The organism is Brevibacillus sp. MER 51 (assembly GCF_023714195.1).
Lineage (GTDB): Bacteria > Bacillota > Bacilli > Brevibacillales > Brevibacillaceae > Brevibacillus.
In genome coordinates this window covers 251687-266776 of record NZ_JAMAUS010000007.1, presented here as the reverse complement: position 1 = coordinate 266776, position 15090 = coordinate 251687, and the positions used below count along the sequence as shown (strand labels likewise).

Annotated in this window: 12 protein-coding genes; 6 read left to right on the top strand and 6 right to left on the bottom strand. The window is 48.2% G+C overall.

All coding sequences use genetic code 11. From position 1 onward, the window contains the following. Positions 1-26 precede the first annotated feature (26 nt). The 6 genes from M3630_RS17255 (at position 27) to M3630_RS17230 (ending at position 6226) form a co-directional block, all read left to right on the top strand. On the top strand, positions 27-1811 hold the full coding sequence (locus tag M3630_RS17255) for an FTR1 family iron permease (RefSeq protein ID WP_251252870.1): 1785 nt from the start codon (positions 27-29) through the stop codon (positions 1809-1811). 222 nt (positions 1812-2033) lie between these two features. Beyond that, positions 2034-2963: a decaprenyl-phosphate phosphoribosyltransferase gene (locus M3630_RS17250; protein ID WP_251252869.1), complete on the top strand. Its 930-nt coding sequence runs from the start codon at positions 2034-2036 to the stop codon at positions 2961-2963. Between the two features lie 80 nt (positions 2964-3043). After that, positions 3044-3400: an SMR family transporter gene (locus tag M3630_RS17245; RefSeq protein ID WP_173611776.1), complete on the top strand. Its 357-nt coding sequence runs from the start codon at positions 3044-3046 to the stop codon at positions 3398-3400. 23 nt (positions 3401-3423) lie between these two features. Next, entirely contained in the window at positions 3424-3864 is a 441-nt protein-coding gene (locus M3630_RS17240; RefSeq protein ID WP_173611775.1) for a divergent PAP2 family protein, read from the top strand. A gap of 27 nt (positions 3865-3891) precedes the next feature. Then, positions 3892-5580, top strand: coding sequence for a hypothetical protein (locus M3630_RS17235; protein WP_251252868.1), 1689 nt, complete (start codon positions 3892-3894; stop codon positions 5578-5580). A gap of 178 nt (positions 5581-5758) precedes the next feature. Further along, positions 5759-6226 (top strand): OsmC family protein, encoded by a 468-nt coding sequence (locus M3630_RS17230; RefSeq protein WP_232773661.1) that lies wholly within the window; start codon positions 5759-5761, stop codon positions 6224-6226. A gap of 42 nt (positions 6227-6268) precedes the next feature. Here M3630_RS17230 and M3630_RS17225 read toward each other — a convergent pair whose 3' ends face one another. The 6 genes from M3630_RS17225 to M3630_RS17200 all read right to left on the bottom strand — a co-directional run bounded on the left by M3630_RS17225 (position 6269) and on the right by M3630_RS17200 (position 14980). Beyond that, complete coding sequence (locus M3630_RS17225) at positions 6269-7102, bottom strand: undecaprenyl-diphosphate phosphatase (protein ID WP_232773662.1); 834 nt, start codon at positions 7100-7102, stop codon at positions 6269-6271. A 277-nt stretch (positions 7103-7379) separates the two neighbouring features. Further along, positions 7380-8444 carry a glycosyl hydrolase family 18 protein gene (locus M3630_RS17220; RefSeq protein ID WP_251252866.1) on the bottom strand — a complete coding sequence of 355 codons (1065 nt, stop codon included), beginning with the start codon at positions 8442-8444 and terminating at the stop codon, positions 7380-7382. A 27-nt stretch (positions 8445-8471) separates the two neighbouring features. After that, positions 8472-10232: a polysaccharide deacetylase family protein gene (locus tag M3630_RS17215; protein ID WP_251252865.1), complete on the bottom strand. Its 1761-nt coding sequence runs from the start codon at positions 10230-10232 to the stop codon at positions 8472-8474. 36 nt (positions 10233-10268) lie between these two features. Further along, positions 10269-12152: a glycosyltransferase family 2 protein gene (locus tag M3630_RS17210; protein WP_251252864.1), complete on the bottom strand. Its 1884-nt coding sequence runs from the start codon at positions 12150-12152 to the stop codon at positions 10269-10271. A gap of 26 nt (positions 12153-12178) precedes the next feature. Continuing rightward, complete coding sequence (locus M3630_RS17205; RefSeq protein WP_221868726.1) at positions 12179-13492, bottom strand: nucleotide sugar dehydrogenase; 1314 nt, start codon at positions 13490-13492, stop codon at positions 12179-12181. Between the two features lie 33 nt (positions 13493-13525). After that, positions 13526-14980, bottom strand: a complete 1455-nt coding sequence (locus M3630_RS17200) for a polysaccharide deacetylase family protein (RefSeq protein ID WP_251252863.1) — start codon at positions 14978-14980, stop codon at positions 13526-13528. Between the last annotated feature and the right edge of the window lie 110 nt (positions 14981-15090).

Below are 15090 nucleotides of genomic sequence, written 5' to 3'. Positions count from 1 at the left end.
CAACTACCTGGGATGGAGTGAACACCTTGAAACGCTATCTGTTTATCCTTTGTACATGCATGCTGCTATGGACATCTGCTCTGTCTGCCGCTGTAGCCGCGCCGTTGGTGCCAGAGCAGCTCAAGCAAATGATCGCCCTCTCCAGCGATGCCTTGATTAGCAGTGGAGATAACAACTGGGAAGAAGCAGCTAAAGCACTCAGCAGCATGAAGAGCATCTGGGAGGGCAATTCGGAAGAAACCTCTGCAGATGCCCAAGCGCTGACGCAAGCAATCGCGGAAGCAGAGCAAGCCCTTGCCCAAGCGAAGGCGAATCCTGACACCGCAAAAGCAGCTATCTCCAGTCTGGCAAAAGCGACGGATCGTTACGTCTCGTCCAAAGAAGAAGGCGGTCAGCCAAAAGAACGGGCACACAAGCAAATTGCGGCATTGCTACCGCTCTTGCAAAACAGCATGACAGCCATCACGGAAGGCGATCTGCCGAAAGCCAAGCAGTCGTACAACAGCTTCGTCACCGGCTGGTATAAGGCAGAGGGTCTTGTTCGAGCGGAAAATGCCGCAGTCTACGGGGATATGGAAATCAAAATCAGCGGTGCGCGCATTGCCCTGAACACAGAACCACCCGATCCTAAAAAGAGCGCAGAGAAGGTACAGGCACTCATTACTGCGGTAAACAATTATTTGTCAGGAAAGGCAGTCCAACAGGCCGCTGCGAATCCTTCTTCCGAGCAGCCCACCATCTCGTCTCTACTGGTACTCCTTGCATCGGTAGAAACAGAAATCGCCAATCAGGATGCAACTGCTGCTTCGGACAAAATGGAGACCTTTATCATCTCTTGGCCCTCTGTAGAAGGCGTAGTCATGACCAAATCGCCTGCTACCTACAGCAGCATTGAAGCCAAGATGGTCGCCATCCCGACACTCATCCTGTCCAATCCCCCGCAATGGGAAAAGGCAGCGGCTCATCTTGCAGAAATGAAGACAGAGCTTTCGCCATTTGCGACGGCATCCTCGTACACCGCCTGGGATGCGGGACTCATCTTGTTCCGTGAAGGACTGGAGGCTATCTTGATCATCGTCTCCTTGCTTACTGTCCTGAACAAGTCAGGCAATGCCGACAAGCGCAAATGGATCTGGTCTGGGTCATTTGCCGGGATCGTGGTTTCCGCTATTCTTGCCGTCATCCTCAGTGTTGTTTTCTCCAACCTCTCCACAGGCAACTCGCGAGAAACGATTGAGGGAGTAACCGGACTGATTGCCGTCTTCTTTATGGTGACGATCGGTGCGTGGTTGCATAAGAAGTCCAATTTGCAGGCATGGAATCAGTTTGTCGAGAAATCTATCGGCTCTTCTTTGGCAAAAGGAGCTCTGTGGTCACTCTCATTCACCGCCTTTCTCGCTGTCGCCCGCGAAGGGGCAGAAACGATTATCTTTTATATGGGGATGGCCGCTACGATCTCCATGTCAGACCTGGCGATCGGCATTTTGAGCGCGCTTGTCGTCTTGGCCGTAATTGGCTTTGTTATCATCAAGCTCAGTGCACGCATTCCGGTACGTCCGTTCTTTTTTGTAGCCAGTCTATTGCTCTACTACATGGCATTTAAATTCGTCGGCGTCAGCATCCACGCTTTGCAGGTAACGGGAAGCTTATCTGCACACAGCAGCGATTACTTGTTGTACGCACCGACGCTTGGCATTTACGCGAGCTGGGAAACAACGATCCCGCAATTGATCATACTCGTGATCGTACTCTTCAATTTGTTCCTGTATTCTCGAAAAAAAGCTGCCACTCCGATTCCGCGGGTGAACTAAATAAAGAGATACCCTGAAAAACGCAGCTCCATCACGAGGGCTGCGTTTTCTTGTAACCCCCGATATTATTCTTGGCAATCATTCTTTCTCGCAAGTTCACATTTTTTCTGTTATCGTTAAATTTTTATGGGGGAAGTTGTGTTACCATATTACAGGTGTAACCTTCTTTTTACATTTTCCGTCATTAGAAGGTACGATTCGATAATAGGATAGGAGTTAGATATGGGGGCAACATCAAATTCTGTTAAAGTTGACGTCAAAACAACGCCACGCGTTCGACAAAATATGGTCTACCTATTAGTGAAGCAGCTTCGTCCACATCAATGGACGAAAAACTTGCTCGTCTTTGCTGCCTTGCTATTTTCCTTGCACAAAGTAAGTCCGGATGTCATTGGAAAGTCAGTGCTGGCCTTCCTGCTGTTTTGTTTTGTATCCGGCTGCGTCTACATCCTCAATGATTTTGTCGATATCAAAAATGACCGAAATCACCCGGAAAAACAGTTCCGGCCCATGGCTTCTGGGGCATTGCCGCCAGCGCTCGCATTAGCATTTGGTGTGTTTTTGCTTCTGGGTTCCCTGTTTAGTGCTTATTACTTTGACCGATTATTCGCGCTCGTGCTGCTGGTCTACTTTGTACTCAACGTCGCTTACTCGCTGAAGCTGAAGCATGTGGTCATTCTGGACGTCATGATTATCTCAGCCGGCTTTGTTTTGCGTGCCATCGGCGGAAGTCTGATGATCCAAACGCCGTTCACGCCGTGGTTTTTACTCTGTACGATGCTGCTCGCGCTGTTTTTGGCCATCAGCAAACGTCGCCACGAGCTGATTTTGTTACAGCAGGATAAAGGAACGCATCGCAAAGTGCTCGACAGTTATTCGTCCGAGTTATTGAATCAGTTGAATACGATTGTGACGACCATGACAATCATCAGCTATTCCTTGTTCACTTTTACCTCAGGACGCACGATTCACTTGATGTGGACCATTCCGCTCGTGATCTTTGGTATTTTCCGTTACCTGTATTTGATCACCGTCGCAGGCCAGGGCGGCAGTCCGGAAAAAGTTTTGTTGCAGGACAAGCCGATTCTCATTACGGTGTCCCTGTATGTCGTCATGGTAGCCGGGATTATTTACGTGTTTGAATTTAAATAAGGAAGTTCAAAAAGGAAGCCAACTTTTTGAACCTGCTTTGTACATGAAGTTACTTGCACAGATAGGTTGTGGATCAGACTATGCCATCTATTGTTCTCATCATCGTTTCCGTGATCCTCAGTGCGTGTGGACAAGTCGCGATGAAGATGGGCGCATCCTCGCTCACCAGCAACAATGACATGCTGTTACTGAAGTTCCTGCACTATTTCACGAACCTGCCGATTATGGTGGGACTTGCGCTTTACGGACTTTCTGCGTTTATCTGGATTGCTGCGCTGGAAAAGGTGCAGCTTTCCTATGCTTATCCCATGGCAGCGCTTGGATACGTGTTGGTAGCTGTGCTATCCTTCTTGATCTTCAACGAACCGTTGTCCCTTACACGCATTGCCGGTCTGGCGATTATCGTCGTGGGCGTCGTCGTCATTTCTCAGTCGTAATCATCACGTAGAGGAGTTTTCTCATGTTATATGCAGCAGCGCCGTTTATCGGCTGGCTCGTGTCTGGAATAACCAAATTTTTGATCAATTACCTCCGTTTTGGGTCTCGGGCCAAAGAAATGGTCGGGAACGGCGGGTTTCCCAGCACGCACACAACCGTTATGGTGACCACTGTGTTTCTGATTGGTTTGCAGGAGGGCTTTACTCATCCGGCATTCGGGCTGGGCGTGGCTGTGACTTTTATTGTGATCATCGATGCGACTGGATTGCGCAGAGCGGTAGGAAAACATGCAGAAGCACTCAACAAGCTCGCAAAGGAACATCCGGACGTGTTTCCCACCAAGCCTTTGCGCGAAAGCATGGGACATACCAGATGGGAAATTGCCGGGGGTCTGGTACTCGGGGTACTGCTTGCTACCGTATTGCATCTGCTGGCAGCGAACCTCCCTAACCTCATTGGCTAGTAGATTCGTAGACAGGAGATTATGTTCATGAATAACCGTACAGCTACGTACTCGTTCCTGCTCGGGACGGCTTTGCTATTGTTTATGGCTACGATTGTGCTTAGCACATCGGTTTTATTTTTGTTCGGCGTATCCGTGACGGCCGCCAGCTTTTGGATTGGCCTCGTTGCCGCTTTGGCTGCATTGGGAGGAATGGTGTCGGTCTTCGTAAGTTCACGTCGCCGGGCCTGGTTTTTCTCCCTATTGGCTGGACTGGTGATTGTTTCAGGCATTAGCTACTTCATCAGCGCCAATACGTTTGATCTCTCTTTTGACGGACAAACGTATCATCAAGAAGCAATCGTGAAGATAACCAACGGCTGGAACCCAGTTCATGACCAGCCCATCCTCAAGCCTCCTGGTTCAAAAGAAGTGGAGGAGATGGACAATAAAGAGATTCTCTCGGCCTTTCACCTGTGGATCAATCATTACGCCAAAGGTCCTTGGATGCTTGATGCGGTCATGTATAAACTTACTGGTCAGATTGAGGTTAGCAAAATATTTAACCTGTTGTTGATTGCATCGTCCTTTTTCCTGACCCTCGCTGCCATCCGAACCGCTTTCCCAGAGAGAAAAGGGGCGGCGATTGCCTTCGCGCTGCTCGCAGCGTTCAATCCTACTGTGATTACGCAATCGACTTCCTTCTATATTGACGGACAGCTTGGCTCACTCGTGCTTATGATCTGCGCTCTTGGCTATCTGCTGTATAAGCGATACCATGCCTGGACGCTACTGGCACTATGCGCAGCGCTCATGCTGCTGGCCCAGATCAAATTCACGGCATTGGGGTATGCCGGACTGCTCGGCTTGGCAATTCTCGTGCTCTTCCTTTTCTACGATCGCCGTCAGCACTTCAAAAGCATGCTCGTGTGGCTTTCAATTAGTCTGGTTATCACCGTAGGGGTTGTCGGGTACAACCCGTATGTCACCAACACGCTAACCAAGGGACATCCGTTTTATCCGTTGGCGGGCAAAGGCGCCGTTGATATCATGACCTCGAACAGCCCGCATGGCTTAAAAGACAATTCCAGCATAGAAAATCTGGCTATCTCCTTATTTTCCAAATCGGAGAACATCGCAACACCCCATAGCCCTACATGGAAAGTGCCATTTACGGTCACATGGAAAGAGCTCGCTGTGTTCTACTCTCCTGACGTGCGTGTAGCCGGATTCGGACCGCTTTTCGGAGGAACTGTGATTGTCACATGCCTGATTCTCGTCGCCTTGCTTTTGGGGACTCATCGTAAAAAGGCGGCACCTTTCTTGTGGATCAGTCTGGTGCTCTTCGTGACCGTGCTGATTAATCCGGAAAGCTGGTGGGCGCGCTATGTTCCGCAACTTTGGCTGATTCCACTCTTGATTGCGCTGGCAGTCTGGGATATTCAGAAGGGCTTTTTCCGCTATGCGGGCAGGGTTCTGGTCGTCATTTTACTCGCCAATATGGTAATGGTAAATGCTTCTCATATCATTGGACAGTCTGGCGCCAATGCATTAGTGAAAAAGCAGCTAGAAGAAATCAAAGCAAGCAACAAAACGCTGGTCGTAGACTTCCACCATTTCAATGCGGTGAAAGTACGTCTGCAAGAAGCTGGCATTCCTTTCGTCGAGCAAAAGCTGGATAAAGGCGAAGATGTCAAAGGATTTATGACTACGCGTGCGGTTTATCTTTTGAAATAAAAGATAGAAGGGGCGTCTCTCAGTCGGGAAATCGACTTTTGGGACAGCCCCTTTTTATTATTAGCTGTGTGCAGTGAACGAGACACCCGTTTGCATAAATGCAGAAATTTTCTCAATGGTTATTGGAAAACTATGGTAGAGTTTACTTGTATTGATTATCCAGAAGGGAGTGTGTATCATGCCTGTTGAAACATTCAAAGCAACTGCACATCTACAGAAGGGAATGGTTGTGAAGGCCAGTTCGAGAAATTTCGAGATAACCATCGATGAACCGAAAAGCTTGGGAGGTACGGATACCGGCATGAACCCGGTTGAACTGGTACTCTCCGCATTAGGCGCCTGCCAATCTATCGTTGCCAGAGTATATGCCAGGAAGTTTAACGTTCAACTCGACGATTTTTGGGTGGAGGTTGAAGGCGATCTCGATACGGATGGCTTCATGAACAAATCTGATGTCCGACGCGGGTATTCCGAGATTCGATACACCTTTCATATCAAAACCGATGCTCCTAGAGAGCAGGTAGAGTCTTTTGTGGAGTTTTTGGAACAAACATGCCCCGTTGGAGATACGATCGCGAATCCTGTTACGCTTAAGTTAAACGGAATTATTATTGAAAAACCGAGTGAGATAAAGGCGAATGATTAAAATAAGGCTCCCAATTGGGAGCCTTTGTCGTATTTTTGATTTTTACATAAATACAAAGTAAATAACTGCTGCCAGCACCAGACGGTAAATCGCAAAAGGCGTCAGCTTGATGCGGTTGATCAGCTTCAAGAAGAAACGAATCGACAGGAGCGCAAACACAAACGCGCTAATAAAACCGATGACGAAAAACGGAATGCTATCCATTGTAATCGCATCCCAACGCTTCAACAGCGACAAAAAGCTCGCGCCCGCCATGATCGGCACCGCCATAATAAACGTGAAGTCTGCCGCCGCCCGATGGCTCATGCCCAACAGTACGCCCCCGGAGATCGTAGAACCTGAACGGGAAAAGCCAGGCCACAGGGAGAAGCATTGAATAAGTCCGACCAGAAATGCCTGCTTGTACGTAATCTGATCAACCGACTCGATCTTGGGCCGTCTTGGTCGGAACCAATCCGCAGCAAGCATGAGAAGAGCTCCTAGCACGAGTCCGATTACCACAGTCTTCGTCGAAAACAAATACTCATCGATGTAGTCGTCAAACAGAACACCCAGAATCCCCGCAGGAATCAAACCGACAATGACCGTAGCCAAATTCAGCCGAGGTCCTGCCTGAACCTCACGCTTACCAGCCAGTCTGTTGAGGCCGAGCAAACTCATGAACCGATCCCACATCAAAACCACGACAGCCAAAATCGAGCCGAGCTGAATGACAATTTTGAAGGTGTTGGCCACTTCCGGTGAAAACAAATCTTTCGTTTGGAACAAAAAGTCATCCACGATGATCATGTGACCCGTAGAGGAAACCGGAGCAAACTCAGTCAAACCTTCTACTAGCCCCAGCACAATCGCAACAAACGCTTCCCAGAGACCCAAAAATTCCACGCTCCTATGAATGAAGTCCAAAATCATAATGTAGCAGCCGCCCTGTAAAAGAGCAGACTACCGCTTCTAGCATTATAACGTTCATCTCCGGTACAAAGTTACATCGTGATCGAAAAACATTCTAGTAAATTCCGGATGGATGGGTTGTCCCCACAGTGATAGCCATCTTGCTTTTCTTGATTTATATCAACTCTGCAAGATGTGAATCAAGAGCTGCGTAGGCCGAAGCGTAGACTGGAAATTCGCTTCTTCCCTCCACCACAGCCCCTCATCGATTCACATATTGCAACGTCCCTTCCCCCATGTCACCGAGTCGCCAAAGCGCGATTCTCTCAATACCCGCTTTCTTTGCGACCGCAACCCATTGAGACAGTGTCTCTTCATCCGCATACCAAACCGTGTGCTTTTGACCGTCCTCACCCATATAGTCGAAGTACAAACTGCCGCTCGCTTTATCTCGCTTGGGTGGCTCGATACTTGACACAGCAAGGTCATCTGCCTGCTTTTCTGTCACTGCCGTCACTTTTCCATCACTAGCCCAGTCAAACCCGCCTACAGATAGGGCCATGACCTTGTCACCCGGCACTTTTTGCATACGATGTGCAAGCTCCTCGATAAATGCATGATCAGCTTTGGGCCCTGGCTCTGTATTCGTACCGTACAAATTATAAGCCATCATGACGTAAGTAGGGCCCTTTGGCAATGCCAACTCTTCAATCGGCGCGCGCGGCTCCAATACGAAGCGAAGCGACTTTCCCTCCTTCTCCATATGCTGATACAAGGTATGGATAAAAGTAAGGAAGTTGTCCCAGTCTTTCTCGTCAATTCTCTCATAATCGATTTCTAAACCATGAAAGCCATTCTGGATCACGGCATTCTTGATCTCCATAATATGCTTGGTACGGCTTGCATCTGTCGCCATGAGACGGCTGACAATCGACGGGTCCTTTTGAACCTGCGTACCATCATTGTTAAGGCGATCATTCACAATGGTCAAATCTAGGTCGACATAGCTACCCTGCTTCGATGCTTCCTTGATCTCAGGCATCGCCTTGATCATGCGGTCAGTAAAATGCAGCTTGTCATTTTCATCAAAATACGCCGCGAAAACCTGCAAACTGGACAAGCCATCCGTCATCCTGCGGAAATCCTCCAAACCGGATTCCCACTGCCAGTCTACCACCCAAGCGGACAATTCCGTCGTGTTGTTAGCCGCATCTACACTCTCCAAGCTTTCGGTATCGTTCCATTTCATCATGTACCATACGAGGATGACACACACTACTATCAGAAGAGCAGTCAAAATGATCGATCGTTTCTTGATGTTTGACACCTTGCACGGAGCCCCCTTGTTTCGGATTTAAAAGGTGTCGATGACCCAGTCCATTGCGACAGAAATAGCTTTCTTGATCGAACTGACGACTCCTGCAAGCCCTGTCTGCACATTGCTGAACAGCATCTGCTGCTCATCATTTGGTTGCTCTAAGGACGCAATCTGTACGTCCGCAAACACCCCGTCATAAATGTCGTCCTTTTTGTTCACTTCACTATAGGCCGCTTCCAATGCAACTCCACCGTTGCTAACGCTTGGGTCGATCTGTTGCTTGTCCAAGAGCGTTGTCTTATCCACGGAAACACTGAGACGGTCCCCTTGAACAGTCATTTCGAATGAACGCGTATTTTTAATGTTGATCGGGTATTTTTCCAGCTCGGGAGCACCAGACTCACCTTGTTCTCTCGTATAAACAGAGGCACGGTCGAAGGTCAAATCCTCAGGATTCCAAATCACTTGGCTCAATTCCGTCTTGAAAAGCTCCTGTACCTCGCCTTTTTCCTTCTTCTGCTCGACGCGCAGCTCATTATCATGCAGGACGACCCGTACATAGCTGTCTTTTTCCCGATCATAGCGCAAATAAATAGATTGCTTACCGATTACATTCCCTTCCAGCTTGGCAGAAAGCTTGATATCCTGCTGGCTGTCGCTGTTTTTTAAATATAACATGCCAGAGCCAGCAGCTGGAGAGGTCAAGACAATCTGATCCTCCATAAATTGCGCAGCGCCACCGAGACGGTCCCACTCTTTCGCTTGCTCTTCATCGCCGCGCACGAAGCGAATCTTTTCGTCAGTGTCTTTTTGGATGCGCATCAACAAATGATTCGTGTACCAATAAGGCTCTGGCTGCACGCGAGTCAGGTTGTACAGATTGCTCTTGTTGTCGTTGTAGGCGTTTCCTTCCCGGTTAAAGTGCATCGTAAAATACTTTTTGATATTCGCGTCGTTCGCATCCGCTACCAAGCGATTCATCCCGCCATACAGGGTGTTCGCATGCATGATCATATAGGCACCCGGGACAAAGCCCAATTGATCCATATATGTATCATTCATCAGCTTGTAGTCTTCATTGATTCTCGCTTCCATCTTGCTTCTGTCTTCCATCGGGATCATATTGCTGTCACGAATAAAGTCCATCAAGTAATGATTATAGTAGCCTACCTTTGTTTTATTCGATAATTCACTCTCATCCTTCACCCCGATGAAATTGCCCTGATCATCAAATACATTGATATACGTCAGTCGATAACCGTTGGAACCGAGCTCCCAGTAGCCGTTTTCCATCATTTTTTTCATGTCTTCCGGCTGCAGGAATTTGTTCTCGCTGTTTCCCATCTTATTGCCGTATGACAATGCCGTCGCTTTGAAGTTGTACTTCTCCAAAAGCGGCTGGGCAAACAAGCTCGAATCGTTGCGGCCATCTTCAAAGGCTAGGAACAGAGCCTTGTCAGGAAGTGGCTTCTTTTTCTTGTAAAAATCCAAGATATCTTGTTGCGAGATCGTTTGATACCCCTGGTCATACAACGCCTGCAGCTGCTCGTCCAATTGCTTCTTGGCTACTAATTTCGGTGTCCCCGTACGACCTACGCCAAAATAGGAGATGGCGATAAAGCCTTTGTCATTCGTCCAGCTCGCTTTATTCGGCTCCTCGTACTTCTTCCAATCAAAGGCGGCATTATATAACATGACACCCAGGACGACCAAGATAGCGACCTGGATCAGCGTCTTGATGAATTTATTGCGATCTTTTTTCCGATAGTCCAAGACATCGCTCGTCGTTTTCCCCATAGCTCCTGACACCTTCACTCCCTTTGGCTTTCCCTCTTAAAATGGCAGGCCAAAGCCTTTTTTGTTCTTTTTTCGGGCTTCTTTTTTCAATCTCGCTTCGACGTCCTGCGGTGTTTCTCGCGTACCCCAAGTAGATTTCCAGAATGTCACCCAAGCCACAGGCATCTGCCACAACAGCACCAGCTCATAAAACACACAAAAGACAATCCCGAAAACCCATAGCTTGCTTCTACGGAAAAACAGATGGGCCAAACTCATTAAGAGCGCCATCAACAGCAAGCCCATTAAAAACGTGCCCGGGAAAATGTGATGAACGAGCGGGACGTATACGAGGTTGTACAGGACGATGACAGGAGCAGCGATAGGAACAATCAGACCAATGTAAAAGAAGATCGCCATAAAAGGCTCCTTGCGCCAAATAAAGCCGCTGGCACGCAAAGATTCCCTCAACCACGAACGCTTCCAGCGCATCTGCTGCTTCAAAAATACGTTCATATCTGACGGCACAATCGTCGAGCAAATCGCAGAATCCTGATAGCCCGTCCGATGTGTTCGCAAAATAAAGTTGGTCATGCTTCGGTCATCGCCAAAAGTGGCTGGCTGCCCGAGAAACTTCTGATTCAGCCATGCTTCAGAATGCTGCAAAATCAATTCCTTACGATAGCAAGACAACGGCCCAGACAAGCAAGTGACACTGTCAAACCACGACTCAGCCGCTTTCATGATGCGAAAGGCAATGTAGTAACGAACGGTTTGCAGCTTGGTGATTGAGTTGGTGAACTTGTTTTCCACATCCGTACGCCCTGCGACACCACCCATTTTCGGGTCTTGGAAAGGCTGTACGAGGTTGCGAATCGCAGTCGGTTCCAAAAAGCTGTCCGAATCAACGAAGACAACCAAATCGTGCTTGGCCATTTCCACACCTTTTACCAAAGCGACCCGTTTCCCGCCGTTTTCCGGAAGAATGTGCATCCTCACGCGCTCGCGGGTCATATAGCGCTCGGCCTCGTTATGAATCATATCGATGACCTTTTGAATCTCTTCTGCTGATCGGTCTGTCGAGCGGTCGTCTACCACGATGACCTCCAGCTTATCAATCGGGTAGTTCTGATTCACACAACTCAAAATCGTCCGGTGAATCCACTGCTCTTCGTTAAAGCACGGAATAATGATGCTCACGCCCGGTGTATAGTCCGGATTGACGGGAACCCCCCGATAAAGAGCACCGAATAAATACCGTGTCAGCAAAAAGGCAGCGGCAATCAAGCTGTACAAATACAAGTACATGTTGTATTTGAAATAAATCACACTCTCCGCGCGCATGAGCACGATAAACGCCGCAGCGAAAAACAAGAAAGTACTTGCAATATAAATGGCGTATCCCCAGCGCTTTTTGTGAAAATACTCGGTCAGCGGTTTGGAAAACTCGAAGGCGAGCATGAACTTCTGACGCCCGTCCTCCTCCTGGGTAAACGAGCGAACAACCGTTGCATCCAGCTTCACCGTTGACTCATAGCCTTCTGGCATTGTACCTGGCGGGATTGTGCACTGGATCATAAACACTTGTCCCATCTGGATGTCTTCCATCTCCGAATCTAGTTCCACTAATAGACCAGTCGAAGAAATATCGACGGCTCTGGCCTTGATTCCATCCTTGATCCGCTGTTTCTTGGTCAACAGCGTCACCGGGAAATCCGCCATATAGCGCAGACTCAGCATCCGAATGCGATTCAGGTATTCCGGGTCCTCCAGCTTTCCTGGCTCATTCGTATCTTTAGCACCGCGGCGATCCACTTGGACACGAATTTTCTCCGGGTCTGGCACATTCGATAACACGCGCCTCTCTGTTTTGGAAACCGTCAGTACTTCTTGGATTTTCTCTTTCTTTTTCGGCTTTATTTTCTCTATCAACCGTTTCATCACTGCCGCTCTCTCCCCTCCACTGCCTACAAGCTCCAGTAATGAAATCCACTGTTTACAAAGTCAGCTTTGGAATAAATCTCTTTTATATCGATCATGATTTTTGCTTCATTCTTACCGTACATTGCGGCAAAATCAGCGACTTCCATCTGGGCAAAGGGAGCATGCGGTACCGCTACAACCACTATGTCCAAGTCGTGGAGAGCCCCCATCTCTGACAGCTCGATGCCGTATTCCTCGTATGCCTCCCGAGGATTCACCATCGGGTCTACGACCAACGGATTTATGCCGTATTCTTTCAATTCCTCAATAATATCCGTCACCTTGGTATTTCTGATATCTGCGCAGTCTTCTTTGTATGACAGACCTAATATACCGATCCTTACATTTTGAAGATCGAGCTTCGAGCGAACAGCCATCTTAATGATTTGTTGGGCGACATATTTCCCCATGCCATCGTTAATGTGTCTAGCTGCCAAAATGATGCGGGAGCGATAGCCGCTGTCTTCTGCTTTGTACGTTAAATAGTACGGGTCGATACCGATGCAATGCCCGCCAACCAAGCCCGGTGAAAAAGGGAGGAAGTTCCACTTGGTTCCTGCCGCTTTCAATACTGCTTTCGTCGGAATATCCATCTGGTTGAACAGCATCGCCAGCTCATTCATAAACGCAATATTGACATCCCGCTGAGCATTTTCAATGACTTTTGCCGCTTCCGCTACCTTGATGCTTTCTGCTCGATAAACGCCTGCCTTGATCACGAGCTCGTAGACGCTTGCTACGATTCCCAGTGTTTCTTCATCCATCCCCGATACGATCTTGACGATGTTTTCCAGACGATTTACCTTGTCTCCCGGGTTGATGCGTTCAGGTGAATAGCCGATCTTGAAGTCTATACCACAACGCAAGCCCGATTCCGCCTCCAGAATCGGCAAGCAAACATCTTCGGTTGCCCCAGGATAAACAGTCGATTCAAATACGACGATTGCCCCTTTTCTCAACTGTCTGCCCACCATGCGGGACGCGCTTTCTACAAATTTCAGGTCTGGAACATTGCCGCTTTTGACCGGAGTAGGCACGGCCACGATAAAAAATCGCGCTTCCTGCAATCTATTTTCATCTGAAGTGAATTCAATAGCAGAGTCACTCGTCAGCTCCTGTTCCACGTCCACATCATGAAAGTTTCCCTTTTGATAGGCTGCTACTTTCTCTTTGTTTACATCGAATCCAATCACAGAAGAACGTTTTGACAGTGCCATCGCAATCGGCAAGCCTACGTACCCAAGACCGACGACAGCAATTTTTTCCTTCCTCTCCACAATCCCTTCGTACAAATTCATAAGCTGGTCCCTCTCCCTGTTCTGTTTTGGGCTTTATTGGCCAAACATCTCTGTCATGGGTACAAGCGTGTATCCTTTGCTTCTAAGCTGGTCAATTACGATTGGTAGCGCCTCTACTGTGTGAATATCATCGAGCATGTGCAGCAGGATCACGCTTCCGCTCCGTGTCTGCTCCATAATGGTTTTGACGATATCGTCCGCACTCCGTTTCTTGTCGTAATCGGACGGCGTCACATCATAAATCGTAATATCCTTGTAGCCCGTTGCTGCAATCGCCTTGAGTGTCTGATCGTCGAACGCCCCAGTCGGCGGTCTGAAATACATCGTCGGCTTCTGCTGAATCGCTTCCGTAATGATCTGATGGGCTTTAACAATCTCTTTTTGTAACTCTTCCGGCGCAATTTTGGTATTCACCGGGTGAGAATAGGTGTGATTGGCTACGTCGTGTCCCGCTTCCGCAATTGCTCTCGCCAAGTTTGGATTTCGCTCTACACCATCTGCACGAAGGAAAAACGAAGCCTTTACTCCCTTTTTGTCCAGGATATCGAGAATCTTCGTAACTGTTTGATCCGTACCCCAATCATCGAAAGACAAGGCGACCATCTTCTTGTCCGTTTCTTTTCGATAGATGAGATTTGGCTTGGACTCGTAATACGCCACATTCATTTTTGCTGCATCAAAACCCGGAATATCTTGCAGCGGCTTTCGCTCCCCTCCTTGTGCAATCAATTCGTGCAAGGGGACGAATCTGTAACCGACATGAGTAGCTGCCTCTGCCAGTAGCCGGATGTTTTCTACGACAGACTTGTTCTCCTCTGTATCCATCGCGATGATGCCGCCGCGATTCATATATTTTCTTAGGTAATGAATTTTTTGCTCCTCCGTCTCTTTTTGCCAATTGTGCAGAAACAGACTGGCGGACACGACGGCTTCTTGTCCATTGTGAGCAGCTACCAATCGGAGATCGTCGTTGTATTCACCCGACTTTGTTCTGATATACCGCGGTGTTTTGTCCGTTTCTCTATGAATGACCTCATTGGTCAACTCGATGTCTTTGTACATTTTCTCGTAAGGTTGGTTCTGCAAAGCAGAATTGTTCAACGTATTGTTTTCGATCTCGTGACCTCTGGCGACAATTTCTCGCGCAATGTCAGGCTCTTCAGCTACTCTCATTCCTGGCATGAAAAAAGCTGCCTTGATGTGGTACTTGTCCAACTCATCCAGCAATCTTTTCATCTTGTCTTTATCTGCCATCCCATTAAAAGTAAGGGCAAGCTGTCTTTGCGTCGTGTAGACCATCGACACTGCCTTGCTCTTTTCCCCTTTGTAACGCTCGATTTTTTCAGGTTTGACTGACGCAGGTCCGTTATCTGCACCGTTTTCATTCCCCTGAAACGGTGAACAGCCTGCCAATAATGCCACGATCCCTACAAGGGAGATCCATTGAAATACTCGGAACCCACTGGCCCCTTTCCAATGACTAATCATGATTGTCCCCTTTTCATGTAAGAAATGCCCTTTTCGCATAAAAAAACGACTATTTCATCTGCGCAACAAGTCAAGTGTAATCAAACACTCCTCCGCAAAAATGAACATAG